We start from the raw sequence: 23,305 nt of genomic DNA, 5'->3' as shown, positions 1-23,305 counted from the left end.
GGTCACGCGTACATGGCGTCGATGCGCTCGGCGTACTTGGCCTGCACCAGCTTGCGCTTGAGCTTCATGGTGGGCGTCAGTTCCTCGTCCTCGGCGCTCAGCTGGGTCTCGAGCAGGAAGAACTTCTTGATCTGCTCGACCCGGGCGAACTTGGCATTGACGCGGTCGAGCTCGGCCTGGATCAGGTCCTGCACCTGCTGCGTGCGCGTCAGGCTCTGGTAGTTGCTGAAGGGCACGTCGTGGTCCTGGGCGAACTTCTCGACGTTCTCCTGGTCGATCATCACGATCACCGTCAGGTAGGGCCGGGCGTCGCCGATCACGACGGCATCCGTGATGTAGGGGCTGAACTTGAGCTCGTTCTCGAGTTCGCTCGGCGTGATGTTCTTGCCGCCCGCCGTGATGATGATGTCCTTCATGCGGTCGGTGATGCGGAAGTAGCCGTCGGCATCGACCGTGCCCACGTCGCCCGTGTGCAGCCAGCCGTCAGCGTCGATGGTCTCGGCGGTCTTCTCGGGCAGGTTCAGGTAGCCCATGAAGACGTTGGTGCCGCGCACCAGGATCTCGCCGGTGGCGGGATCGATGCGGACTTCGTTGTAGCCGGCCGCCGGCCCGATGGCGCCGGGCTTGATGCGCGCCGCCGGCACGCCGGTGGCGGCGCCGCAGGATTCGGTCATGCCCCAGACCTCGAGCATCGGCACGCCGAGCGCGAGATACCACTTGACCAGTTCGGGCGAGATCGGCGCCGCGCCAGTGACCAGGAAGCGCGCCCGGTGGATGCCGATCAGCTTGCGCACGTTGTCCAGCGCCAGCCAGCGCGCGATCCGGAACTTGAATCGCAATGCGGCGCCGACCGGCTGGCCGGCCAGCACGCGGTCGGCGATCTCGGTGCCGACGCCGATGCTCCAGGCGTAGGCGGCCTGCTGCACGCGGCTGGCTTCCTTGAGCGCGATCATCACGCCGGAATAGAACTTCTCCCACACCCGCGGCACGGCCGTGAACACGGTCGGCGCGATCTCGCGCACGTTCTCGGGCACGGTCTCGGGGTTCTCGACGAAGTTGAGGATCGAGCCGGTGTACATCGCGAAGTACTCGCCGCCCATGCGCTCGGCGATGTGGCACAGCGGCAGGAAGCACATGCGCTCGTCCTGCTCGTCCTGCGCCACCAGCGTGTTGTAGCCGCGCGTGGTGTAGACCAGGCCGCGGTGGCTGTGCATCGCGCCCTTGGGCTTGCCCGTGGTGCCCGAGGTGTAGACCAGGATCGCCAGGTCGTCGGGCCGGCAGGCGGCGACGCGCTGCTCGAGTTCCTGCGGATGGGCCTTGTTGTGGTCGCGGCCGAGCGCGCGCAGCGCATCGAGGCTGATGACGTCGGCGTCGTGCAGGTCGCGCAAGCCTTCCATGTCGAAGACCACGATCTTGCGCAGCAGCGGCAGCGCGGCGCGCACTTCGAGCGCCTTGTCGAGCTGCTCGTCGTCCTCGACGAAGAGCACGGTGGTGCGGGAGTCCTCGCAGAGATAGTGGACCTGCGAGGCGGCGTCGGTCGGATAGATGCCGTTGGCGACGCCGCCGCAGCTCAGCACCGCGAGGTCGCACAGCACCCATTCGATCACGGTGTTCGACAGGATCGAGGCGCACTCGTGCGGTGCGAAGCCGATCGCCATCAGGCCGCCGGCGATCTCGGCCACCGCGTCGGCAGTCTGCTTCCAGCTCCAGCTGCGCCAGATGCCCAGCTTCTTCTGCCGCATCCAGACGGTGTCACCGCGCAGGCGGGCGGCGTTCCAGAACATCGCGGCCATGGTCTCGCCGGGCACCACGATGTCGGTGCGCGACTGGATGCGGCCGAGGTCCCAGAGGCCGGCGGGCGCCTTGGCGTGCGTGGTGTTCTGGGTCATCTCCAGGTCTTCTTTTTCTTCCAGCGCCGCTCGCCGCGCACGCCGTCGTCCTTGAGGCCGAGGTAAAACTCCTTGATGTCTTCCTTCTCGCGCAGGCGCTCGCAGGTGTCCTCCATGACGATGCGGCCGTTCTCGAGCACGTAGCCGTAGTCGGCGGCGTTGAGCGCCATGTTGGCGTTCTGTTCGACCAGCAGGATGGTGGTGCCGCGCTCGCGGTTGATGCGCACCACGATCTCGAAAATCTCCTTGGTGAGCTTGGGCGAAAGGCCGAGGCTGGGCTCGTCGAGCAGGATCAGGTGCGGCGCGGCCATGATGGCGCGCGAGATCGCGAGCATCTGCTGCTGGCCGCCCGAGAGCAGGCCGGCGTCCTGCGTGGCGCGCTCCTTGAGAATCGGAAAGTAGCCGTAGACCGTCTCGACATCGCGCGCGACGCCGTCGCGGTCGCGGCGGGTGTAGGCGCCCATCAGGAGGTTGTCGCGCACCGACAGCAGCGGGAATACCTCGCGGCCCTCGGGCACGTGGCTCAGGCCCTGCTGGACGATGCGGGCCGGGTCCTGCGCCGTGATGTTGCTGCCCTTGAACTCGATGCTGCCCTTGCGCGGGTCGATGATGCCGGAGATGGTCTTGAGAATGGTGGTCTTGCCGGCCCCGTTGGAGCCGAGCACCGTGGCGATCTCGCCGGCGCGCACCTTGAGGCTGACGCCGCGGATGGCCTTGATGGGGCCGTAGGCGCTTTCGACGTTGAGGAGCTGGAGGACGATGTCTGTCATGGACGGTCCTGGAATTGAATGCATCCGGGGCGGCGATGGCGGGCGGTATGCCCTGGACCGGCCGACGTCACCGGCCCTTCGGGCTTCCCTGCGCTGCTCGCGGTACGCGGGGTCCGCGCAAACTCGCTTCGCTCAAACACGCGCGGCCCTTTTTCCGCGCACCGCTGCGCTGCTCGGCGGTGCCTCAACGGCCGGCCCAGGGCATACCGCCCACCACCGCTGACACGTCGGGATTGCATCGGCGTTGGAGACGTCAGGACTGCTCGCACACCCCCGCACCGCGTGCCGGGCGCCCGCCCCGAAGACCACGAGGTAGCCAACGAAGAAAACATCAAGCAGCCCTCCGCAAACTGCTCACGTCATCGACAGTCCCGAGATACGCCTCGATCACCTTCGCATCCGACTGCACTTCCGAAGGCGTCCCCGAAGCCAGCGCCTCGCCCATGTTCATCGCCAGCACCCGGTCCGACACCTTCGACACCAGCGACATGTCGTGTTCCACCATCAGCACCGAGATGCCGAGTTCATGCTGGATGTCCTGGATCCAGAACGCCATGTCGGCCGTCTCCTCGACGTTGAGCCCCGACGAAGGCTCGTCGAGCAGCAGCAGCTTGGGCTCGGTGCACAGCGCCCGCGCCAGCTCGACCACCTTGCGCACGCCGTAGGGCAGACCCGCCACCATCGAGTCACGGTGGTGCTGCAAGTCGAGCAGGTCGATCACCTGCTCGGCCTTCTCGCGCGCCGCGATCTCGGCCCGGCGGGTGGCGGGCGTGAAGAACACCTCGCTCCAGAAACCGGTCTGGCGGTGCGTGTGGCGGCCGATCAGCAGGTTGTGCAGCACGGTCGCGTGCTCGAACAGCTCGATGTTCTGGAAGGTGCGCGCGATGCCCAGCGCCGCGATCTCGTGCGGCGCCTGCTCGGTCAGCGCCAGCGGCGCGCCGCCGCCATGCCAGACGATCTCGCCGGTGGTCGGCGTGTAGATGCGGCTGATCAGGTTGAACACCGTGGTCTTGCCCGCACCATTCGGCCCGATCAGCGTGAAGACCTCGCCCCGGCGGACGTCGAAGCTCACCTTGTTGACCGCCAGCACGCCGCCGAAGCGCACGCTCAGGTCCCGGGCGGAAAGCAGGATGTCGGGTGTCGTCATCTGAGCCGGTCCGACTTGGTGAAGGACTTCTGCCGCTTGAACAGGCCGCGCCGGTAGAACGGAAACAACTGCAGCCAGGTCCGCACCTTGAGCCAGCGCCCGTAGAGGCCGAGCGGCTCGAACAGCACGAAGGCGATCAGCACCAGGCCGTAGACCAGGCCCTGCAGCCCGGGCGCCTGGCCGATGGCCTCGGGCAGCCAGTCCTTGGCCGACGCGATCAGCTGCGGCATCGCGATCAGGAAGATCGCACCGAGGAAGGCGCCGTGCACCGAGCCCAGGCCGCCGATCACCACCAGCAGCAGCAGGTCGATCGACTGCAGGATGCTGAACTGGTCGGGCGAGATGAAGCTCAGCTTGTGCGCGTACAGCGCGCCGCCCAGGCCCGCCAGCGCGGCCGAGATCGCGAACGACATCGTCTTGTAGCGCGCGAGGTGGATGCCCATGCTCTGCGCCGAGATCTCGGAATCGCGGATCGCGACGAAGGCCCGGCCGGTGGGCGAGCGCAGCAGGTTGAGGATGGCGAGCGTGCACAGCACCGCGACGATCAGGCAGACCATGTAGAAGCTCTCGCTCGAGTTGAGCTCCCAGCCGAACAGGCTGGCGGACTTCACGTGCAGGCCCGAGTTGCCGCCGGTGACGCTCTCCCAGCGCGCGAACACCTCCTCGACGATGAAGCCAAAGGCCAGGGTGGCAATGCCGAGGTAGATGCCCTTCACGCGCAGCGCCGGCAGCGCCACCACCACGCCGACCGCGGCCGACAGCGCCGCCGCCGCGACCAGCGCCACCGGGAACGGCACCCCCATGTTGCTGAGCACCGCCTGCGTGTAGGCCCCCGTGCCGAGGAAGGCCGCGTGGCCGATCGAGAACTGGCCCGTGAAGCCCGCCAGCAGCATCAGGCCGAGGCCGACGATGCCATAGATGAGCACGAAGGTCAGTTGCGCCAGCCAGTACTCGGGCACCACCCAGGGCGCGGCGATCAGCGCCACGCCGAGGAGGCTATACCAGAAGACATGGCCGCCATGCCTGGCGAGGTCGATGTCCTGCGTGTAGCTGGTCTTGAAGATGTAGCGCATGAAATTGGCGTCCTCAGACTTTCTTGCGCAGCTTTTCGCCGAACAGGCCGTTGGGCTTCACCATCAGCATGACCAGCACCACGATGTACGGCGCCGTGTCCTTGAAGCCGTCCGGCAGGTAGAAGCCCGCGAAGGACTCGACGATGCCGATCACCAGGCCGCCGACGATCGCGCCCGGCAGGCTGCCGAAGCCGCCCACCACCGCGGCCGGGAAGGCCTTGAGGCCGATGAAGCCCATGTTGGCGTGCACGAAGGTGATCGGCGCCAGCAGCATGCCGGCGATCGCCGCCACCGCCGCGGCCAGGCCCCAGACCAGCCCGTTGAGCCGCTTCACCGGAATGCCCATGTAGTAGGCCGCCAACTGGTTCTGCGACGAGGCCTGCATCGCGACGCCGAGCTTGCTGTAGCGGAACATCGCGAACAGCAGCCCGCACAGCACGGCCGTGGCGGCGATGATGGCCAGCTGCTCGAGGTTGACCACCAGCTCGCCGAGCTTCCATATCTGATCCTTGTAGGGCACCGGCAGCGTGTGGGTCTCGGTGCCGATGCCCGGGATCATCGTCACCAGGCCGCGCGCCACGTAGCCGATGCCGATGGTCAGCATGACGATCGAGAACTGCGGCTGGCCCAGGATCGGGCGGATCACGACCAGTTCGAGCAGCACGCCGAAGGCGACCATGGCCGCGACCGCCAGCAGCGCGGCGAGCCAGAAGGGCAGCCCGAACAGCGACATGCCGGCGAAGGCGCAGAAGGCGCCGACCATCATGAGTTCGCCCTGCGCGAAGCTCACGGTCTCGGTGGCCTTGTAGATCAGCACGAAGCCCAGCGCGATCAGACCGTAGATGCAGCCTTGTGCGATGCCTGAGAGCAGGAGCTGAATAATTTGCAAGAAGAAGTGTCTCGTTCGGGTTTCGCGGTTTATAGCGGCGACTCGTGCACCCCCTGCAGAGGGTTGTCCCGCATCGGCTTCGCGCGGGCGGCCCCCGCGCGCCTCATTGGTGCACCGCGAGCCGCCGCGATCCGGCGAGGATGTCGCTGGGGCGCAGGCCGTAGACCTGGCGGATCGAGTGGCTGAAGTGGGTCGAGTCGGGGTAGCCGGTGTCGAGTGCGATGTCGGTCAGCGTGGCGCTCTGGCGCACGTGGCGCAACAGGCTGCGGGCCCGCTTCCAGGCCCTGAAGGCGCGAAAGGTCAGGCCGGTCTCCTGCTTGAACAGATGCAGGAAGCGCGAGAACGACAGCGTCACCGAGGCGGCGCATTGCTCGGCCGAGGCCGGCGCCGCGGGATCGGCGTTGATGCGCTCGATCACGCTGCGGATGCGCGGATCGAGCGGTCGCGGCGCCAGCGGCCCGTCGAACAGCAGCGTGTCGAAGTCGAAGCGCTCGAAGCTCTCTCGTCCCGAGGCGGCGGCCAGCAGCGCATGGACGTCACGCACCCGCTGCACGAAGGCCGGCGCATCGACCGGCCCGCAGCGCTGCAGGAATTCAGGCATCTGCGCCGGGTCGACGAACTCGGGTTCGATCAGCAGGCTGAGGATGCTGCGGTGATCGGTCGCGATCTGGTGCGGCACCAGGGGTGGCACCACCATGAGCTCGCCGCGCTGCCAGGCGCCGCCGCCGATGCGGATGCGCAGCGGCGCGCCGGTGGGCGACAGGTAGATGCCGTGGCCGCCGATGCTGCGCTCCGCCGCCGCGCCCAGGAGCCCGGCGTAGAACACGCGCTGCGAGGTAATCCACATGAGGCGCTCGTCGCGGTCGTTGCCGCGCGGCGCGTGCTTCGCTTGCCTGCTGACCAATGCCGTCTCCTCCGCTGGGCGACGGACAGCCCGGTGGCCGGCGGCGCCATCGGTCGATCGTAGCGGCGGACGGCGCCCACCGGGTCGGCGATCGCGCGGGGACTTTCCCTAACGGACCAACGCGCGGCGCAGTTCGGCGGCGCACAGCGCCACCGCCGTGTTGGCTTCGTCGAGCAGCCGGCCCATGGTGATGAAGCCGTGGATCTGGCGCTCGAAGCAGACGTAGCTCGCCCGGTTGCCGGCGGCGGTCAGCGCCCGGGCGTAGTCCAGGCCCTCGTCGCGCAGCGGATCGTAGCCGGCGGTGAGCACCAGCGCCGGCGGCAGGCCCGCGAGGTCTTCGCGCAGCAGCGGCGAGGCGCGCCAGTCGAGGTCCTGCGCCGCATCCGCGATGTAGTGGTCGTGGAAATAGCCGATGGTGTCGCTGGTCAGCACGTAGCCCTGGCCGTTGGTGGTGTGCGACGGGTGGACGCGGCGCATGTCGGTGGCCGGGTAGATCAGCAGCTGGTAGGCCACGGGCAGGTCGCCGGCGTCGCGCGCCGCGATCGCGACCACGGCCGCCAGGTTGCCGCCCGCGCTGTCGCCGCCCACCGCGAGCCGTGCGGCATCGACGCCGAGCGCGGCCGCCTCGCGGCGCACCCAGCGCGTCGCCGCCAGCACGTCGTCGACCGCCGCCGGAAAGCGGTGTTCCGGCCCCATGCGGTAGTCGACCGCCACCACCGCGCAGCCCGAGCCGTTGCAGAGCGCGCGGCACAGCGTGTCGTGGGTGTCGAGGTCGCCGATGGTCCAGCCGCCGCCGTGGTAGTACACCAGCACCGGCAGCAGCGCGGAGGCGGCGCTGCCGAGCGGGCGATAGAGGCGCAGCGGAATCGGGCCGTGCGGGCCGTCGGCCTGCAGCTCGCGCACCTGCGCCACCTCGGCGGGATCGGGCTGCGTCAAGGCGCGCCGCTCGCGGTAGAACTTGCGCGCCTCGGCCGGCGTCAGCGTGTGCGTGGGCGGCACGCCGCGCTGCACGAGGAGGTCGATGAAGGCCTGGGCCTGGGGGTGCAGCATCTGTGTGGGGCTCCGGGGTTGGGAGAATCAGGCCTTGCGCGGCTTGACGCGCGAGGCAGCTTCCTTGGCATTGCGCCGCGCAGTGTCGATGTCGGCCGCATGCGCCAGCGCCACGCCCATGCGGCGCTTCACGAAACTCTCGGGCTTGCCGAACAGCCGCAGGTCGACGCCCGGCACCACCAGCGCCTCGGCCACGCCGTCGAAGGCGATGCCGGTGGCATCGACGCCACCATAGATCACGGCGCTGGCGCCGGGGCTCTTGAGCGTGGTGTCGACCGGCAGCCCGAGGATCGCGCGGGCGTGCAGCTCGAACTCGTTCTGCCACTGGGTCGCCATGGTCACCATGCCGGTGTCGTGCGGCCGCGGGCTGACCTCGCTGAACCAGACCTGGTCGCCCTTGACGAACAGCTCGACGCCGAACAGGCCCTGGCCGCCGAGGTCGGCGGTGACGGTCCGGGCGATCTGCTGCGCCAGTTGCAGGGCGGTCGGCGCCATCGGGTGCGGCTGCCAGCTCTCGACATAGTCGCCGCTCACCTGCACATGGCCGATCGGCTCGCAGAACTGCGTCTGCACCACGCCGGCGGCGTCGGGCGCGCGCACGGTCAGAAGCGTGATCTCGTAGTCGAAATCGATGAAGCCCTCGACGATCACCCGGCCGTGGCTGACCCGGCCGCCGGCCATGGCGTAGTCCCAGGCCTTCTGGACGTCGGCCGGGCCGTCGATCTTGCTCTGGCCCTTGCCCGAGCTGCTCATCACGGGCTTGACGATGCACGGATAGCCGATCCCGCCATCGATCGCCGCCTGCAGCTCGGCCAGGGAATCGCAGAATTTGTAAGGGCTGGTCGGCACGCCCAGCGTCTCCGCGGCCAGGCGGCGGATGCCTTCCCGGTCCATCGTGAGGCGGGCGGCCCGGGCGGTGGGGATCACCCGCACCACGCCGGCGTCCTCCAGCTCTTGCAGCATCGGGGTGGCGATGGCCTCGATCTCGGGCACCACCAGCTGCGGCCGCTCGGCCTCGATCAGCGCCTTCAGCTGGGCCGGGTCGCTCATCGTGATGGTGCGGGCGTGGTGGGCCACCTGCTGGCCGGGCGCGTTCTCGTAGCGGTCGACCGCGAGGGTCTCGACGCCGAGGCGCTGGAGGGCGATCAGCACCTCCTTGCCGAGCTCGCCGGAGCCGAGCAGCATCACGCGGGTGGCGGAAGGGGAAAGGGGCGTGCCGAGGGTGGTCATGGGTCGATTCGTGGGCGGAAGAAAAGAACGCGGCACTTTAAATCACTCCCGGCCGCTGCGGCGCTGTCACGGACGGCAACGTGGGCCCTCGCGCTCTGTTTCACAATCACAGCCACGGGATGCCGCCCCGGGCGGCGCCCCTCCTCTTTCATTTCTCAGTTCAAGGAGCATTTCTCATGGCAATCCAGACGGTCGGCATCATCGGGGCGGGAACGATGGGCAACGGCATCGCGCAGGCCTGCGCGGTCGCGGGGGTGAACGTGGTCATGGTCGACATCGCCCAGGCCGCGGTCGACAAGGGCGTCGCCACGGTGGCGGGCAGCCTCGACCGCCTGATCAAGAAGGACAAGCTCACGGCCGCCCAGAAGGACGCCGCGCTGGCGCTGATCAAGGGCTCGACGAACTACGACGACCTGAAGGCGGCCCAGTTGGTGATCGAGGCGGCGACCGAGAACCACGCGCTCAAGCTCAAGATCCTCAAGCAGGTCGACGAGCTGCTGGCGCCCGAGGTGATCATCGCGTCGAACACGTCGTCGATCTCGATCACGCAACTGGCTGCGGCCACCTCGCGCGCCGACCGCTTCATCGGCATGCATTTCTTCAACCCGGTGCCGATGATGGCGCTGGTGGAGATCATCCGCGGCTACCTGACCAGCGACGCCACCCACGACGCGGTGAAGGAACTGGCGGTGAAGCTCGGCAAGTCGCCGATCACGGTGAAGAACGCGCCGGGCTTCGTGGTCAACCGGATCCTGGTGCCGATGATCAACGAGGCCTTCTTCGTCCTGGCCGAGGGCCTGGCGACCGCCGAGGACATTGACGCCGGCATGAAGCTCGGCTGCAACCAGCCGATCGGCCCGCTGGCGCTGGCGGACATGATCGGGCTGGACGTCTGCCTGGCCGTGATGGAGGTCTACCTCGAACAGTTCGGCGACTCCAAGTACCGACCCTGCCCGCTGCTGAAGGAAATGGTGGCGGCCGGCCAGCTCGGGCGCAAGACCAAGCGCGGCGTGTATACGTACTGAGAGTTTGCGGGACAGACCAAGAAACTGCGCAGCAGTTTTTGCTCTGTCCCGATGCTGAGACCTTTGCGGGACAGACCAAGAAACTGCGCAGCAGTTTTTGCTCTGTCCCCAACTGACTAGGAAGGAGACAAGCACAGATGACCGCCACCCCCACCACCCCGCCCATCGAAGGCTGCATCGACACCCAGGTGCTCGACCACGTGCTGCTGATCGGCATCAACCGGCCCGCCAAGCGCAACGGCTGGACGCCGCCGATGTTCAAGCAGCTGGCCGAGGCCTACACGCGCCTCGACGACGATCCCGCGCTGCGCGTGGGCGTGCTGCATGCGTTCGGCGACCACTTCACGGCGGGGCTCGACCTGCCGGCCGTGGCCGAATACATGAAGCGCGGCGAGAAGGCCGTGCCGCAGGGCCTGGTCGAGCCGCACGACTTCGGCCTGGCCGGCTACCGCCGGCGCACCAAGCCGATGGTGGTGGCGGTCAAGGGCATCTGCTTCACGGTCGGCATCGAGCTGATGCTGGGCGCCGACATCGTGGTGGCGGCCGACAACTGCCGCTTCTCGCAGATGGAGGTGCAGCGCGGCATCATGGCCACCGGCGGCGCCACCTTGCGGATGGCCGAGCGCGCCGGACTGGGCAACGCGATGCTGCACCTGCTCACGGCCGACGAATTCGACAGTGCCGAGGCCTTCCGCCTCAACTTCGTGCAGCGCGTGGTACCGGCCGGCAAGGAGCTCGACGAGGCGCTGCGCATCGCGCAGCGGATCGCGGCCCAGGCGCCGCTGGCGGTGGTCGCGACGCGGCTGAACGTCATCAAGGCGATCGAACAGGGGCCGCTGGCGGCAGTCGAGGAATTCATCCCGGTGCAGCAGCGCCTCGCGAACAGCAAGGACGCGGCCGAGGGCGTGCGCTCCTTCGTCGAGCGCCGGCCCGCGCGCTTCAGCGGTCGCTGAAGCGCGGGTTTCGGCCGCCAGGTGGTGGCCGAAGCGGCAAAGGCCCTGCAGCCAACATTTATATTGCTCGCAATTTAATTGCTCGCTACAATCCAACCCATGCCCTCCACGAGCCTCTCCACCGACGAACTGCTGAAGCTGGACAACCAGCTCTGCTTCGCGGTCTATTCGGCTTCGCTGGCCATGACGCGGCTGTACAAGCCGCTGCTCGAGAAGCTCGGCCTCACCTACCCGCAGTACCTGGTGCTGCTGGTGCTGTGGGAGCGCGATGGCCTCACTGTCTCCGAGCTCGGCGAGCGGCTGTCGCTCGACTCGGGCACCTTGACTCCGCTGCTCAAGCGGCTCGAGGCCAGCGGCCTGGTGGCGCGGATCCGCGACACCGCCGACGAGCGCCGCGTGCATATCAGCCTCACGGCCGCGGGCCGCAGGCTCAAGGCCCGCGCGGCCGAGGTTCCGGGCTGCCTGATGGCGGCCTCCCAATGCTCGGTGCCCGAGCTGATTTCGCTGACGCAGCAGGTCCAGGCCCTGCGCGACCGCATCAAGAAGGCGGCCTGAACCCGGTCCCCTGCCCCTTTTTTTTCGTCCCTCCCACCAACCACTGCAAAGGAATCACCATGACCACCAAGCTCGACAAGGTTCTCTACACCGCCGAAGCCCACACCATCGGCGGCCGCGACGGCGCCGGCAAGTCCAGCGACGGCGCGATCGACGTCAAGCTCAGCTCGCCCGGCTCGGGCAAGCCCGGCACCAACCCCGAGCAGCTGTTCGCGGTCGGCTACGCCGCCTGCTTCATCGGCGCCATGAAAGCCGTCGGCCCGAAGATCAGCGTCAAGGTGCCGGACGACGTCGCCATCGACTCCAGCGTCTCGCTCGGCCCGATCAACGAAGGCAAGGCCTACGGCATCGCGGTCAAGCTGGCGATCACGCTGCCGGGCCTGGACGACGCGCAGAAGAAGCTGCTGGTCGAGACCGCGCACCAGGTCTGCCCGTACTCGAACGCCACCCGCGGCAACATCGACGTCGAACTGTCGATCGTCTGATCGACCGATAGCGCCAGCCCGGCCCGGCGTCGCCTGAGCGACCGCCCGCCGGGCTTTTTCTCATGCGCCCGCGCGCCCTCTGCGCTAAGGTCGCCGGATGAGCAACGACACCCTGCTGGTCCGCAAGGACGACCTCCACACCACCCGCCTGCACGGCGCCGACGAACAACCGCTCGCCGACGGCCAGGTGCGCGTGCGCATCGAGCGCTTTGCGCTGACCTCGAACAACATCACCTACGCGGCCTTCGGCGAGGCGATGAGCTACTGGCAGTTCTTCCCGAGCGGCGAAGAGGGCTGGGGGATCGTTCCGGTGTGGGGCTTCGCGACGGTGTCGCAGTCGCTGCATCCGGGCGTGGCCGTGGGCGAGCGTCTTTACGGCTACTTCCCCATGGCCGCCAGTGCGGTGCTGACGCCCGAGCGCCTGTCGCCCGAGCGCTTCACCGACGCCGCCCCGCACCGCAGCGCCTTGCCCGCGGTCTACAACCACTACCTGCGCACGCGCACCGACCCACTCTACAGCGCCGGCACCGAAGACCTGCAGGCCCTGCTGCGGCCGCTGTTCCTCACCGCCTGGCTGATCGACGACTTCCTCGACGACAACGACTTCTTCGGCGCCCGCCCGGGTGTCGCGCTGCTGTCGAGCGCATCGAGCAAGACCGCTTACGGCACCGCCTTCCAGCTGGCCCGGCGCGAGGGCGTCGAGGTGGTCGGCCTGACCTCGGCGGCCAACAAGGCCTTCTGCGAGAGCCTGGGCTGCTACCACCGCGTGCTGACGTATGACGAGCTCGACCAGGTCGCGGCTGACGCGCCCTGCGTCTACGTCGACTTCGCCGGCAACGGCGCGCTGCGGCGCGAGATCCACACCCGCTTCACGAACCTGAAGCACAGCGCCTCGATCGGCGGCACCCATGTCGAGCAGCTGGCGGCGAGCGGCGCCGGCAAGGGCCTGCCCGGCCCGCGCGCCACCTTGTTCTTCGCCCCGGCGCAGGTCAAGAAGCGCAGCGCCGACTGGGGCCCGGCGCAGTTCAACGAACGCATGGTGCAGGCCTGGGAGGCCTTCCTCGGCCAGGTCGTGGACCCGAAGGCGCCCTGGCTTACGGCCGAGCACCACGTGGGCGCAGCGGCCGTGCAGGAGGCCTATGCGGCGGTGCTGGCGGGCCGCGGGGATCCGCGGGTCGGGCACATCCTCACGCTCACCCGTGAAAACCCGTAAACGGGTGAATTGACGAACCCGCGCGATCGATTTTCGAGGACATTTGCAAGCGCTCGGCGAGGCACGCCTCGCTCGAAGCGCCCATTCGTTCAGGAGACATAGATGCGCCGTTCATCGACATTCGTCCGTCTGACCCTGGTCGGGCTGCTGGCCGCCGGGGCGGGCCTGCTGCACGCCCAGGACATCAAGATCGCCAACATCGTCGAACTCTCGGGCCCCGGCACGACGTCCGGCACGATGTTCAAGAACGGCGTCGAAATGGCCATCAAGGAGATCAACGCCGCGGGGGGCATCCAAGGCAAGAAGATCAGCTTCACCACGGAAGACACGCAGACCAATCCGGGGGTGGCCAAGGGCCTCACCCAGAAGGCGGTCGACAACGAGGTCTTCGCCATCTTCGGTCCGGTGTTCTCGGGCTCGATCATGGTGTCGATGGCGGAGAGCAAGCGCGCGGAGACGCCCAACTTCACGGGCGGCGAGGCGGCGTCCATCACCCAGCAGGGCAACCCCTACGTGTTCCGGACTTCGTTCGGGCAGAGCGTCGCGTTCCCCAAGGTGGCGCGCTACATCAATGCCAAGTCGAAGAAGCTGGCCGTCATCTACGTCAACAACGATTTCGGCAAGGGCGGCCAGGCGGCCATCAAGCAGCTGCTGGCCAGCTCGCCGACCCAGATCGTGGCCGAGATCTCCACCGAATCGGGCCAGGTGGATTTCTCCGCCGCAGTGATCCAGGCCAAGCAGTCGGGGGCCGATGCCCTGTTCGCCTACACCAACGAAGAAGAGTCGGCCCGCCTGCTGCGCGAGCTGCGCAAGCAGGGCTGGAACAAGCCGATGATCGGCGAGACGACCCTGACCAGCGCCAAGGTGGTCGAACTCGCGGGCGAGGCGGCCAACGGTGCCGTGGCGCACGTCGGGCTCACGGTGGACGCGCCCCAGCTGCAGGACTTCGGCAAGCGCTACCAGGCCCAGTACAACACGGTCTCCGACCACAACGGCGTCAAGGGCTACACCGGCGTGTACATCCTGAAGGCGGCGATCGAGAAGGCCGGCAAGCTCGATCGCAAGGCCGTGGCCGCCGCGCTGCGCAACAGCTGCTTCAGTGCCAAGCAGAACCCCGGAATCTTGATGGACGTGTGTTTCGACGACAAGGGCGACCTCGACCGCGAGAGCTTCATGACGGAGATCCGCAACGGCAAGACCCTGGTCGTCGAGACCCTTCCGCCGCTGAACAGCAAGAAGTAGCGCGCGGCCCGCGGCAGCAGGCGGGCGGTGCGACCGTTCGATGAGGCCTTCCGCGCGATGCACGCATGACCGACTTCCTGCAGCTCTTCTTCAGCGGCCTGGCCACCGGCAGCATCTATGCGCTGGCCGCCCTCGGCTTCACCCTGCTGTGGCAGGCCTCGGGCACCATCAACTTCGCCCAGGGCGAGTTCGTGATGCTGCCGGCGTTCATGATGCTCATCCTGCTGCACCACGGCGCCTCCCTGGGCTTGAGCTTCGCGCTGACGGCGGTGGTCGCCGTCGTGGTGCTGGGGTGGCTGTTCAAGCGCGGCCTGGTCGATCCGCTCTTTCGCTTCGGCATGATGCCCATCGTGGTGGCGACCATCGGCCTGTCGATCGCCCTGCGCAACGGCGTGCGCGCTGCCTACAGCGCCGAGCCGCAGCCGTTTCCGCAGCTGTTCCCGGACCGGGTGTTCGAACTGGCCGGCGTCGTGCTGTCGCCCACGGACATCGGCACCTTCGCATTCGCCGTGGCACTGGTCGTGGGGACCCAGATGTTCCTGGCCAAGACCGTCACCGGGCGCGCCATGCAGGCGGTGGCCCAGAACACCGAGAGCGCGGCGGTGCTGGGCATCAACGTGCCGCGGATGATCTTCTACACCTTCGCGATCAATGCCCTGCTCGCCACCGCCGCCGCGCTGCTCGTGACGCCCACCTACCTGGCCAAGTTCGACATGGGCGAGTCGCTGGGCAACAAGGCCTTCTTCGCCGCCATCATCGGCGGCTTCAACAACTCGCGCGGCGCCCTGCTGGGCGGCCTCATCGTCGGCGTGGGCGAGAACCTGGCGGCGGCCTACGTGTCGCCGGCCTACAAGGATGCCGTGGCGCTGCTGATCTTCATGGTGGTCATCCTGTTCAAGCCGCAGGGGCTGCTGGGCCGCAAGCCGGAGCGCAAGGTATGAAAAGGACGTCGCTGGTGCTGGGCGCGCTGGCCCTGGCCCTGCTGCTGGCAGTGCCCGCCTTTCTCAAGAACTACGGCATCCACCTGTTCACGACCTGGCTGGTGTTCGTGATCGCGAACATGGGGCTGAACCTCACCGTGGGCTATGCGGGACAGAAATCGCTCGGGCATGCGGCGTTCTTCGGCATCGGTGCCTACACCACCGCCATCCTGCTGCGCGAAGGCTTCAGCTTCTGGCTGGGACTGCCCGCGGGTGCGCTGCTGTGCTTCGCCGTCGGCCTGGGTCTGGGCTTTCCGGCGCTGCGCGTGCAGACCATCTACCTGGCCTTCGCCACCCTGGGCTTCAACACCGCGCTCTGGCTGGTGATGCGCAACGAGGAGTGGCTCACCGGCGGAACCTTCGGCATCAACAACATCCCCCGTCCCAGCCTGGGCGGACTGAGCCTGGACCGCAACCTGGCCTTCTACTACCTGGTGCTGGCGGTCGCGCTGCTGCTGGCCTGGCTGATGGGGTCGCTGCTGCGCAGTCCCTGGGGCAAGGCCTTCAAGGCCCTGCGCGACAATCCGATCCGGGCCGAGAGCCTGGGCATCGACACCCGCCGCTACACGCTGCTGAGCTTCGCCATCGGCGCCACTTACGCCGGCATCGCCGGTGGCCTCTATGCCGCGCAGGTCCAGTTCATCGATCCTTCGCTCTTCACGGTGGGCCAGTCGATCATGATGTACCTGATGGTGGTGGTCGGCGGGCCCGGCTACTTCCTCGGCCCCTTGCTCGGTTCCGCGGTGGGGGTGGTCCTGCCGGAGTGGCTGCGCTTCGCCCAGGCCTGGTACCTGTTCGTGTTCGGCACGGCCGTGGTGCTGCTGATGATCTGGCTGCCCGACGGCTTGCTGAGCCTGCCCGACCGGATCCGGGCGCGGCGGCTGTCACGCCGGGCCCTGGCCGCACGCGCACTGTAGATGCAATGACTCATCAACCGCTCCTGAGAGTCTCCGGCCTCAAGAAGGCGTACGGCGCCATCCAGGCCGTGGCCGGCGTGAGCTTCGAGATCCACCCAGGCGAGATCTTCGGCGTGATCGGGCCGAACGGCTCCGGCAAGACCACGCTGTTCAACAGCATGCTGGGACAGATCGAACCCGACGAGGGAAAGATCGAGTTCAAGGGCGAGGACGTGACGGCGCTCGGGCCGCTTCAACTCAACCGCCGGGGTGTGGGCCGCACCTTCCAGACGCTCCAGGTGTTCGGCAAGATGAGCGTGCGCGACAACCTCATCGTGGCGGCGCAGGAGCACCGCGGCTCGATGTTCGGCCGCATGTTCGCGCCGACCGATTCCGGGCTCGGGCCCCGCGCCGATGCGCTGATGGACCGTTTCCGCATCCGGCACATGGCCGACAAGAAGGCCGGGGAGCTCTCCTACGGCCAGCAGAAGCTGGTGGACATCGCGATGGCCTTCATGAGCGAGCCGGACGTCGTGCTGCTCGATGAACCGTGTGCGGGCGTCAACCCGGGGCTGGTCGGCGGCATCGGCACGCTGCTGAAGGAGCTCAATCTCGGCCCGTCCGAAGGCGCCCGCAGTTCGTTCGTGGTGATCGAGCACAACATGGACTTCGTGATGGACCTCTGCCATCGCGTCATGGTGATGGTGGAAGGCCGGGTGATGGCGATCGGAACCCCGGCGGAGATCCGTGCGAACAAGCAGGTGCTGGACGCCTACCTGGGCAACTGAGCATGAACGACCGCACCTGCATCGAATTCCGGAACGTCGTGGCGGGCTACAAGGACTTCATGATCCTCAACGAGCTCTCGTTCCGGATTCCCGCAGGCGCCATCAGCCTGCTGATCGGGCCGAACGGCGCCGGGAAATCGACCGTCCTGAAGACCTTGTTCGGACTGCTCAAGCCGCGCGCAGGCCGGATCACCTTCGAGGGCCGGGACATCACAGGCGCCTCGCAAAAGGCACTGCTGGCCGAGGGCATCGCCTTCGTCCCCCAGGGGCGGAACCTCTTCGGCCAGCTGAGCGCGTTCGAGAATCTCGAACTCGGCGGCATCACCATCGGGATGAAAGCGACCCACGAGCGGATTCCGGAAGTGCTCGACTTCTTCCCGCGACTGAAAGAGCGGCTGCACTCGCCGGCGTCCTCGCTGTCGGGCGGCGAGCAGAAGCAGCTGGAAATCGGCCGGGCGCTGCTGCTGCGGCCCAGGGTGATCCTGATCGACGAGCCTTCGATCGGCCTGTCGCCGATCGTGGTGCAAGACGTCTTCAGGTTGCTGCGCAGCCTGGCCGATCGCGGCGCCACGGTGCTGATGGTCGAGCAGAACGTCAAATCGGCGCTGCGCCATTCGGACGACGCGATCGCGCTGGAATCCGGCCGGCTGGTGCTGCACAAGCCGGCCGCCGAGATCCTGGCCGACCCGCGGATGGACCGGCTGTTTCTGGGTGGCATGCACAGCGGCTCGCCCTAGGTCGACCTGCGAATCCTCTTCGACGGCGCCCGGCGCGCGGCAGGCTTCGGCGCGCCCGCGCGCAGCACCGCCTCCCACGCCCGCCCGGCCCACAGCGCCGCTTCATGGCGGTCCTCGAACAGCTCGGGCGGCGCCTCGTAGTACGAGATCCGGGCCGTCTGCCCCTGACGCTGGTACTCGAAGGCCGGCAGCTGCCGGGCCTCGAAGAAGCCCGCCGTTTCGGCATCTGCCTTCAGGTAGAGACGGCCGCCCGAGATCAGGCCGAACATGCGGCCGTCGTGGAACACGCCATGGCCGCCGAACATCCGGCGCAGCGTGATGCGGCCGAAGCGCTCGAAAACATCGTGAAGCTCTTCCGCGAATTCGTTCATGCGGCGATTCTGACGCCCGAGCCATTGCTCACGCGCCCACGCGCAAGACCGCGAACACGACAGCCACCAGCACCACGATGACCGCGGTGGCGAGAACCAGTCGATCGGCGAACAAGCGGCGCATGGGATCTGTCTCCTAGACGAAGCTGTAGCGCTCCGAGTGGTACTTCGAGAGCGGCACCTTCATCTGGCCCAGCGCCGCCTCGATGGCGTCCATCATCACGTCCGGGCCGCAGATGAAATACTCGTGGTCGGCATAGCCCGGGGGCAGATGCCGCTTGAACAGGGCGGCATCGATGTAGCCGCTTTCACCGGCCCAGCCTTCCGGCGGCTGCGACAGCACGTAGACCACCGTGAGGTCGACCCGCTTCGCCAGCACATCCAGTTCATCCCTGAAGGTCAGGGATTCGAGGTCCTTGCCGCCGTAGAGCAAGATCAGCGGCCGCTTGTCGCCGCGGTCGATCAGCGTGCGGATCATGCTCATCATCGGCGTGATGCCGATGCCGCCCGCGATCAGCACATGCATGTCCGCCGGGTTGCCGATGGTGAAGGCGCCATACGGCCCGTCGAGGTAGACGCGCCGCCCCACCGGCACCTTGGCGATGCCGCTGGTGAAATCGCCGAGGTTGCGGATCGTCATCTCGACCCGCCCGTCGGCGGCCTCCGCGCTCGACGAGAAGGAGAAGGGGTGGCCGGTGATCCGGAACGGGCTGCCCCACAGCGTCAGCCAGCCGAACTGGCCGGGCCGGAAGCGGAAGCCGGCGTGGCCCTCGGGCCGCATCACCAGCGTGGTCGTGTCGCCGCGCTCGGCCCGAACCTCGGCCACGCGGTAGGGCCGCCGCAGCATGAACAGCGGCTTCACGATGCGCACGTACAGCAGCAGCGCGATCCAGAAGATCGTCATGCCGATCCACAGCGCGCGCTTCACCGGATCGGCCAGGTAGAAGCCCCAGCCCACCATGTGGAGCAGCCCACCGCCGACCGCGACCAGCGCGAGCCCGATGTGCGTGAAGTGCCAGAACTCGTAGCTGATCTTCAGCCGGGTGCGCCAAAGCGCCATCACGACCAGCAAGACCAGCGCGCCGAGCGAAAGCACCGCGAACACAGCGCCCAACGGCACCTCGGCCAGTGAGTCGGGCATGGCCATCTTCTCGGAGCCGTTGGCGAGCAGGATCAGCGGATGCACCACCACCAGCCCGACCGCGAGCAGCGAGACCCGGCGATGGAAGTGGTAGATGACGTCCTCGCCCCACGGATCGGTGACATGCCGGAAGCGCGCCGTGAGCCCGAACTGCAGTCCCATCATCGCGAGGCCGGTGTAGCCGAGCGCGACCGAGCATTCGGTCCAGAAATCGCGCGCCGGCGGCAGCGCGCCGGTCAGCAGCGCCAGCAGCGGCGCCAGGATGAACAGCAGGTAGATCACGGACCAAACGACCCGGCGCTGGAAATCTCGGTCACGGAACTGCATGGTGTTCGGCGTTGAAACGGGCTCGTGTTCGCGATCAGATGCAGGCGCTGAGAAACAGCGGCGGACCGAGCGCGAGCACGCCGCTCGCGAATGCGGTGATCGTGGTCCAGACGATCGCGGTGTGCAGGAAGCTCCCGGTCTCTCCCGATCCGGGGTCGGGCGCTCCCTTGGCGAACCGGCCCCACATCCATCCGATCACGACCAGGTGCGCGATGAACACGAGGACCAGGGTCCAGCGCAGCGCGCCCGCCGACCAGCCGAAGGCACAGCCGATCGCATGGATCGCATAGAGCGCCGCCAGCGCGACGCACCAGACGATGAAGCCGGCCGCGAGCCACCAGATACGCCGGGGTGGAACCGTCGTCACGGCATTCATGGCCGGGCTCCCAGCACGGTGACCAGCGACGGCAGCGCCAGCACCAGGGCCAGCGCGATGACGCCGGTCACCAGCGTGTAGTCGATCCAGAGCCGCGTCAGGCGCAGGTCGGTGCAGCGCAAGCGCGAGATGTAGCCGCTGCGCACGCGCTGGAAGTTGCTCATCAGGAACAGCAGCCCGGCAGCGGCATGAAAGCCCACATAGCCCAGCAGCACCGACGCTGTGGCGCCGAGCGCATGCGCGCGCGGGTGCGGCGTGACGCCCGCGATCAAGTCCACGATCATCCCCGCCGCCGCCATCAGCGCGACCGCGGCGATCGCCATCCAGCCTGATGTCTTGCCGCTGGCGACCACGACCCTGAGCGCGCCGCGCGCCGCCACCGCCGCGACCACCAGGCAGGCGATGACGCCGAAGGCCAGCAGCCGGCTCGGCTCGGGCGGCGGCATCTTTTGCCAGTCGCCGCCGGACAGCCAGAGGTAGAACGTGCCGAACACCAGCGAGGTGAACAGCGTGCCGTTGGCGACCAGGGCGCAGATCAGCGCCAGCCAGGACGGCGAACTCGCGGCCTCGGTGTGCGGCGGCACCGAGACGCCCAGGCCGACGGGCAAGGGCCCGTAGTCGCGCGGCAGGCCCGCGCGCCGCCCCGCGAAGACGAACAGGCCGAAGGTGACGAGCGCCAGCGCCAGCGACACCCAGTACGCCTTGAAGAGGAAGCCCAGCACGGCGCCACCCGTGAACAGCGCCGTGACCAGCGGCAGGTAAGTCGGGTTCGGCAGCACGATCAGCTGCTCGGGCTTGCCGCTCGTGATGTGCACGCCCAGCGCCTCCTGCCAGCCGTTGCGCGTGGAGCCCAGGTAGCCCTCGCCACGCGCCAGCGAAACCGCCAGCTCGGCCTTCGGCACGCCCTCGGTCTGCGGCCCGACATGCGGGATCGAGGCAAAGGCATAGGGCGCCGGCGGCATCGGCATCGCCCATTCGAAGGTCTGGGCCCGCCAGGGGTCGCGCCGCGCGCGGCGCCCATGGCGCAGCTGCACCACGAGGTCGATGATCAGCAGCCCGAAGCCGATGGTCATCACGAAGCTGCCGACCGAGGACAGCAGGTTGAGCCAGTTCCAGCCTTCGTCGCCGCGGTAGGTGTAGACGCGCCGCGGCATGCCCAGGAGGCCGGTCAGGTGCATCATGAAGAAGGTCATGTTGAAGCCGATGAAGATCAACCAGAACGCCGGCACCGACAGGCGCTGCACAGCGGCGCGCCCGGTCAGGAGCGGCAGCCAGTAATAGAGCGCCGCCACCATCGGGAAGGCGAGCGCGCCGGCCACCACGTAGTGCATGTGGGCGACCACGAAGTAGGTGTCGTGCGCCTGCCAGTCGAAGGGCACCATCGCGAGCATGACGCCGGTGAGCCCGCCCATCGCGAAGACGAAGAAGAAGCCGAAGACGTAGAGCATCGGCACGTCCCAGCGCGGCCTGCCGTGCGACAGCGTCGCCAGCCAGGCGAAGACCTGCACCGCAGTCGGCACCGCGACGATCGCCGAGCCGGCCGAGAAGAAGGCCAGTGCCAGGTGCGGGATGCCCACCGTGAACATGTGGTGCACCCAGATGCCGAAGCTCAGGAAGGCCAGCGCGACGATCGCCACCACGATCGCGCGGTAGCCCACCAGCTGCCGGTTGGCGAAGACCGGGATCATGGTCGACAGCACGCCGGCCATCGGCAGGAAGATGATGTAGACGTCCGGATGGCCGAAAAGCCAGAACAGGTGCTGCCACAGCAGCGAGTCGCCGCCGCGCGTCGGATCGAAGAAGGGAAGGCCGAAGGCGCGCTCGAGCTCGAGCAGGATCGAGGCCAGGATCAGCGGCGGGAAGGCGACGATCATCATCATCGCGGTGACCAGGATGTACCAACCGAAGATCGGCATGCGGTCGAGCGACATGCCGGGCGCGCGCATCTTGAGGACCGACACCACGATCTCCATCGCCAACGACAGCGCCGAGATCTCGACGAAGGTGATGCCGAGCAGCCAGACATCCGCATTCACGCCCGGCGTGAAAGCGTTGGAGCTCAGCGGCGTGTACATGAACCAGCCGCCGTTGGGCGCGACGCCAAGGACCAGCGAGACGGTCACGATCGAGGCGCCGAACAGGTAGCACCAGTAGCCGTAGGCCGTGAGCCGCGGGAAGGCGAAGTCGCGGGTGCCGAGGATCTTCGGCGTCAGGTAGACCGCGAAGCTCTCGACCATCGGGATCGCGAACAGGAACAGCATCATCGAGCCATGCACCGAGAACACCTGGTTGTAGGTCTCGGGGTCGAGGAAGAGCGAATGCGGCGTGGCCAGCTGCACGCGGGTCAGCATGCCCAGCAGCCCGGCGATCAGGAAGAAGGCGAAGGACGTGATGAACATCCGCATCCCGATGACCGAATGGTTGACCGCGGCGAGCCGCTGCCATCCCGGCCCGGTGGCCCAGATCTTGTTCAGCTCCCGGTGCAGCCGCAGTGCGCGGGCGCCTCCTGGCTGCGGATCGACGACGGGTCCACTCATTTCTTCGCCTCCGGTGCTGAGAGCGCCTGCATCAACGCGGCTGAAAAATCCTCCGGCCGATGCACGATGACCGCGAAGCGCATGCCCGTGTGGCCTATGCCGCAGAACTCGTCGCAGGTGCCTTCGAAGCGGCCGGGCTGGTCGGCCTGGATGCGCAGCCGGTTGACCCGCCCGGGAACCGCATCGACCTTGCCCGCGAGCCGCGGCACCCAGAAGGCATGGATCACGTCCTTGCTCGTCACCACCATGTCGACCGGCTGGCCGACGGGCAGCAGCAGCACGTTGCGGGTCTCGGCGCCGCCGTGGCCGGGATAGCGGAAGGTCCAGGTCCACTGCGACGCGATCGCCTCGATGCGCTGCGGCGACGCGCTGCCGGGCAGAGGCAGAAGGCGCTCGCCGGTGACCAGGCCGTAGGCCAGCAAGGGCAGCAGCACGAAGGCCGGCAGCACCAGGCCGCCGAGCACGATCCAGCGCGTCGGCGAGACGCTCGAGCCCCAGCCCGGCCGCCGGATCACCAGGATGAAGATGCCGACGACGAGCAGGAACAGCAAGGCCGAGCCGATCAGCATGACCCACCACATGGTCGCGATCGAGGCTGCAGCAGGACCGGAGGTATCGAGCGTGGAGAGCGGTCCGCTGCAACCGCTCAGCAGCGCCAGCGATCCGGCTTGGAGCGCCGCGCGCAAGCCGCTACGATGGCCGCTCATCGGAAGCACCCGCTGCGAAG

The 23,305-nt window shown here is 67.9% G+C and carries 23 protein-coding genes; 10 read left to right on the top strand and 13 right to left on the bottom strand.

Features of this window, described 5'->3' with window-relative positions; all coding sequences use genetic code 11:
* Positions 1 to 2: 2 nt before the first annotated feature.
* The 8 genes from QTI68_RS13795 to purT form a co-directional block, all read right to left on the bottom strand.
* On the bottom strand, positions 3 to 1,889 hold the full coding sequence (locus QTI68_RS13795) for an AMP-dependent synthetase/ligase (protein WP_286522071.1): 1,887 nt from the start codon (positions 1,887 to 1,889) through the stop codon (positions 3 to 5).
* Positions 1,886 to 2,659 (bottom strand): ABC transporter ATP-binding protein, encoded by a 774-nt coding sequence (locus QTI68_RS13790; protein WP_286522070.1) that lies wholly within the window; start codon positions 2,657 to 2,659, stop codon positions 1,886 to 1,888. The genes QTI68_RS13795 and QTI68_RS13790 overlap by 4 nt, the downstream gene beginning before the upstream one ends.
* Before the next feature lie 331 nt (positions 2,660 to 2,990).
* On the bottom strand, positions 2,991 to 3,806 hold the full coding sequence (locus QTI68_RS13785) for an ABC transporter ATP-binding protein (protein ID WP_286522069.1): 816 nt from the start codon (positions 3,804 to 3,806) through the stop codon (positions 2,991 to 2,993).
* On the bottom strand, positions 3,803 to 4,879 hold the full coding sequence (locus QTI68_RS13780) for a branched-chain amino acid ABC transporter permease (protein ID WP_286522068.1): 1,077 nt from the start codon (positions 4,877 to 4,879) through the stop codon (positions 3,803 to 3,805). Before QTI68_RS13780 ends, QTI68_RS13785 begins: the two co-directional genes overlap by 4 nt.
* Before the next feature lie 13 nt (positions 4,880 to 4,892).
* The gene (locus QTI68_RS13775) at positions 4,893 to 5,768 is read right to left on the bottom strand and encodes a branched-chain amino acid ABC transporter permease (RefSeq protein ID WP_286522067.1); all 876 of its coding nucleotides are present in this window, start codon (positions 5,766 to 5,768) and stop codon (positions 4,893 to 4,895) included.
* 103 nt (positions 5,769 to 5,871) lie between these two features.
* Positions 5,872 to 6,615, bottom strand: coding sequence for a helix-turn-helix domain-containing protein (locus QTI68_RS13770; protein WP_286522280.1), 744 nt, complete (start codon positions 6,613 to 6,615; stop codon positions 5,872 to 5,874).
* 165 nt (positions 6,616 to 6,780) lie between these two features.
* Entirely contained in the window at positions 6,781 to 7,722 is a 942-nt protein-coding gene (gene lipP1 / locus QTI68_RS13765) for a LipP1 family hormone-sensitive lipase (RefSeq protein WP_286522066.1), read from the bottom strand.
* A 27-nt stretch (positions 7,723 to 7,749) separates the two neighbouring features.
* Entirely contained in the window at positions 7,750 to 8,952 is a 1,203-nt protein-coding gene (gene purT / locus QTI68_RS13760; protein ID WP_286522065.1) for a formate-dependent phosphoribosylglycinamide formyltransferase, read from the bottom strand.
* 176 nt (positions 8,953 to 9,128) lie between these two features.
* Here purT and QTI68_RS13755 point away from each other — a divergent pair, with 176 nt between their 5' ends.
* The 10 genes from QTI68_RS13755 to QTI68_RS13710 all read left to right on the top strand — a co-directional run bounded on the left by QTI68_RS13755 (position 9,129) and on the right by QTI68_RS13710 (position 17,826).
* A complete protein-coding gene (locus QTI68_RS13755) occupies positions 9,129 to 9,977 on the top strand; it encodes a 3-hydroxybutyryl-CoA dehydrogenase (RefSeq protein ID WP_286522064.1) in 849 nt (282 codons plus the stop codon).
* 137 nt (positions 9,978 to 10,114) lie between these two features.
* Entirely contained in the window at positions 10,115 to 10,930 is an 816-nt protein-coding gene (locus QTI68_RS13750; RefSeq protein ID WP_286522063.1) for a crotonase/enoyl-CoA hydratase family protein, read from the top strand.
* Between the two features lie 99 nt (positions 10,931 to 11,029).
* A complete protein-coding gene (locus QTI68_RS13745; protein ID WP_286522062.1) occupies positions 11,030 to 11,485 on the top strand; it encodes a MarR family winged helix-turn-helix transcriptional regulator in 456 nt (151 codons plus the stop codon).
* Between the two features lie 59 nt (positions 11,486 to 11,544).
* Positions 11,545 to 11,970: an organic hydroperoxide resistance protein gene (locus QTI68_RS13740; protein ID WP_286522061.1), complete on the top strand. Its 426-nt coding sequence runs from the start codon at positions 11,545 to 11,547 to the stop codon at positions 11,968 to 11,970.
* Between the two features lie 97 nt (positions 11,971 to 12,067).
* Positions 12,068 to 13,183, top strand: a complete 1,116-nt coding sequence (locus tag QTI68_RS13735; RefSeq protein ID WP_286522060.1) for a DUF2855 family protein — start codon at positions 12,068 to 12,070, stop codon at positions 13,181 to 13,183.
* A 102-nt stretch (positions 13,184 to 13,285) separates the two neighbouring features.
* Entirely contained in the window at positions 13,286 to 14,425 is a 1,140-nt protein-coding gene (locus QTI68_RS13730; protein WP_286522059.1) for an ABC transporter substrate-binding protein, read from the top strand.
* Positions 14,426 to 14,490: 65 nt separating this feature from the next.
* Positions 14,491 to 15,366, top strand: coding sequence for a branched-chain amino acid ABC transporter permease (locus QTI68_RS13725; protein WP_286506609.1), 876 nt, complete (start codon positions 14,491 to 14,493; stop codon positions 15,364 to 15,366).
* Positions 15,363 to 16,322 (top strand): branched-chain amino acid ABC transporter permease, encoded by a 960-nt coding sequence (locus QTI68_RS13720; RefSeq protein WP_286522058.1) that lies wholly within the window; start codon positions 15,363 to 15,365, stop codon positions 16,320 to 16,322. Before QTI68_RS13725 ends, QTI68_RS13720 begins: the two co-directional genes overlap by 4 nt.
* A 5-nt stretch (positions 16,323 to 16,327) precedes the next feature.
* A complete protein-coding gene (locus QTI68_RS13715; protein ID WP_286522057.1) occupies positions 16,328 to 17,089 on the top strand; it encodes an ABC transporter ATP-binding protein in 762 nt (253 codons plus the stop codon).
* A gap of 2 nt (positions 17,090 to 17,091) precedes the next feature.
* Positions 17,092 to 17,826, top strand: coding sequence for an ABC transporter ATP-binding protein (locus tag QTI68_RS13710; protein ID WP_286522056.1), 735 nt, complete (start codon positions 17,092 to 17,094; stop codon positions 17,824 to 17,826).
* Here QTI68_RS13710 and QTI68_RS13705 read toward each other — a convergent pair.
* The 5 genes from QTI68_RS13705 to coxB form a co-directional block, all read right to left on the bottom strand.
* Complete coding sequence (locus tag QTI68_RS13705; protein WP_286522055.1) at positions 17,823 to 18,197, bottom strand: TfoX/Sxy family protein; 375 nt, start codon at positions 18,195 to 18,197, stop codon at positions 17,823 to 17,825. The two genes, QTI68_RS13710 and QTI68_RS13705, sit on opposite strands and share 4 nt — an antisense overlap.
* A 136-nt stretch (positions 18,198 to 18,333) precedes the next feature.
* Positions 18,334 to 19,665 (bottom strand): ferredoxin reductase family protein, encoded by a 1,332-nt coding sequence (locus QTI68_RS13700; protein ID WP_286522054.1) that lies wholly within the window; start codon positions 19,663 to 19,665, stop codon positions 18,334 to 18,336.
* Between the two features lie 34 nt (positions 19,666 to 19,699).
* The gene (locus QTI68_RS13695; protein WP_286522053.1) at positions 19,700 to 20,041 is read right to left on the bottom strand and encodes a hypothetical protein; all 342 of its coding nucleotides are present in this window, start codon (positions 20,039 to 20,041) and stop codon (positions 19,700 to 19,702) included.
* The gene (gene ctaD / locus QTI68_RS13690) at positions 20,038 to 22,578 is read right to left on the bottom strand and encodes a cytochrome c oxidase subunit I (protein WP_286522052.1); all 2,541 of its coding nucleotides are present in this window, start codon (positions 22,576 to 22,578) and stop codon (positions 20,038 to 20,040) included. The genes QTI68_RS13695 and ctaD overlap by 4 nt, the downstream gene beginning before the upstream one ends.
* Positions 22,575 to 23,285, bottom strand: a complete 711-nt coding sequence (coxB, locus tag QTI68_RS13685; RefSeq protein ID WP_286522051.1) for a cytochrome c oxidase subunit II — start codon at positions 23,283 to 23,285, stop codon at positions 22,575 to 22,577. Before coxB ends, ctaD begins: the two co-directional genes overlap by 4 nt.
* Between the last annotated feature and the right edge of the window lie 20 nt (positions 23,286 to 23,305).

Source organism: Variovorax sp. J31P207 (genome assembly GCF_030316965.1).
Classification (GTDB): domain Bacteria; phylum Pseudomonadota; class Gammaproteobacteria; order Burkholderiales; family Burkholderiaceae_C; genus Variovorax; species Variovorax ginsengisoli_B.
The sequence above is the reverse complement of the archived record's forward strand: the minus strand, read 5'-3'. Positions and strand labels throughout refer to the sequence as shown.

Coding starts and splice junctions, on each gene's coding strand:
- lipP1 (WP_286522066.1), bottom strand. CDS start 7,722: ATGCTGCACCCCCAGGCCCAGGCCTTCATCGACCTCCTCGTGCAGCGC.
- purT (WP_286522065.1), bottom strand. CDS start 8,952: ATGACCACCCTCGGCACGCCCCTTTCCCCTTCCGCCACCCGCGTGATG.
- QTI68_RS13740 (WP_286522061.1), top strand. CDS start 11,545: ATGACCACCAAGCTCGACAAGGTTCTCTACACCGCCGAAGCCCACACC.
- QTI68_RS13700 (WP_286522054.1), bottom strand. CDS start 19,665: ATGCAGTTCCGTGACCGAGATTTCCAGCGCCGGGTCGTTTGGTCCGTG.
- QTI68_RS13745 (WP_286522062.1), top strand. CDS start 11,030: ATGCCCTCCACGAGCCTCTCCACCGACGAACTGCTGAAGCTGGACAAC.
- QTI68_RS13755 (WP_286522064.1), top strand. CDS start 9,129: ATGGCAATCCAGACGGTCGGCATCATCGGGGCGGGAACGATGGGCAAC.
- QTI68_RS13705 (WP_286522055.1), bottom strand. CDS start 18,197: ATGAACGAATTCGCGGAAGAGCTTCACGATGTTTTCGAGCGCTTCGGC.
- QTI68_RS13725 (WP_286506609.1), top strand. CDS start 14,491: ATGACCGACTTCCTGCAGCTCTTCTTCAGCGGCCTGGCCACCGGCAGC.
- ctaD (WP_286522052.1), bottom strand. CDS start 22,578: ATGAGTGGACCCGTCGTCGATCCGCAGCCAGGAGGCGCCCGCGCACTG.
- QTI68_RS13795 (WP_286522071.1), bottom strand. CDS start 1,889: ATGACCCAGAACACCACGCACGCCAAGGCGCCCGCCGGCCTCTGGGAC.
- QTI68_RS13695 (WP_286522053.1), bottom strand. CDS start 20,041: ATGAATGCCGTGACGACGGTTCCACCCCGGCGTATCTGGTGGCTCGCG.
- QTI68_RS13785 (WP_286522069.1), bottom strand. CDS start 3,806: ATGACGACACCCGACATCCTGCTTTCCGCCCGGGACCTGAGCGTGCGC.
- QTI68_RS13790 (WP_286522070.1), bottom strand. CDS start 2,659: ATGACAGACATCGTCCTCCAGCTCCTCAACGTCGAAAGCGCCTACGGC.
- QTI68_RS13710 (WP_286522056.1), top strand. CDS start 17,092: ATGAACGACCGCACCTGCATCGAATTCCGGAACGTCGTGGCGGGCTAC.
- QTI68_RS13770 (WP_286522280.1), bottom strand. CDS start 6,615: ATGTGGATTACCTCGCAGCGCGTGTTCTACGCCGGGCTCCTGGGCGCG.
- QTI68_RS13750 (WP_286522063.1), top strand. CDS start 10,115: ATGACCGCCACCCCCACCACCCCGCCCATCGAAGGCTGCATCGACACC.
- QTI68_RS13730 (WP_286522059.1), top strand. CDS start 13,286: ATGCGCCGTTCATCGACATTCGTCCGTCTGACCCTGGTCGGGCTGCTG.
- coxB (WP_286522051.1), bottom strand. CDS start 23,285: ATGAGCGGCCATCGTAGCGGCTTGCGCGCGGCGCTCCAAGCCGGATCG.
- QTI68_RS13735 (WP_286522060.1), top strand. CDS start 12,068: ATGAGCAACGACACCCTGCTGGTCCGCAAGGACGACCTCCACACCACC.
- QTI68_RS13720 (WP_286522058.1), top strand. CDS start 15,363: ATGAAAAGGACGTCGCTGGTGCTGGGCGCGCTGGCCCTGGCCCTGCTG.
- QTI68_RS13715 (WP_286522057.1), top strand. CDS start 16,328: ATGACTCATCAACCGCTCCTGAGAGTCTCCGGCCTCAAGAAGGCGTAC.
- QTI68_RS13780 (WP_286522068.1), bottom strand. CDS start 4,879: ATGCGCTACATCTTCAAGACCAGCTACACGCAGGACATCGACCTCGCC.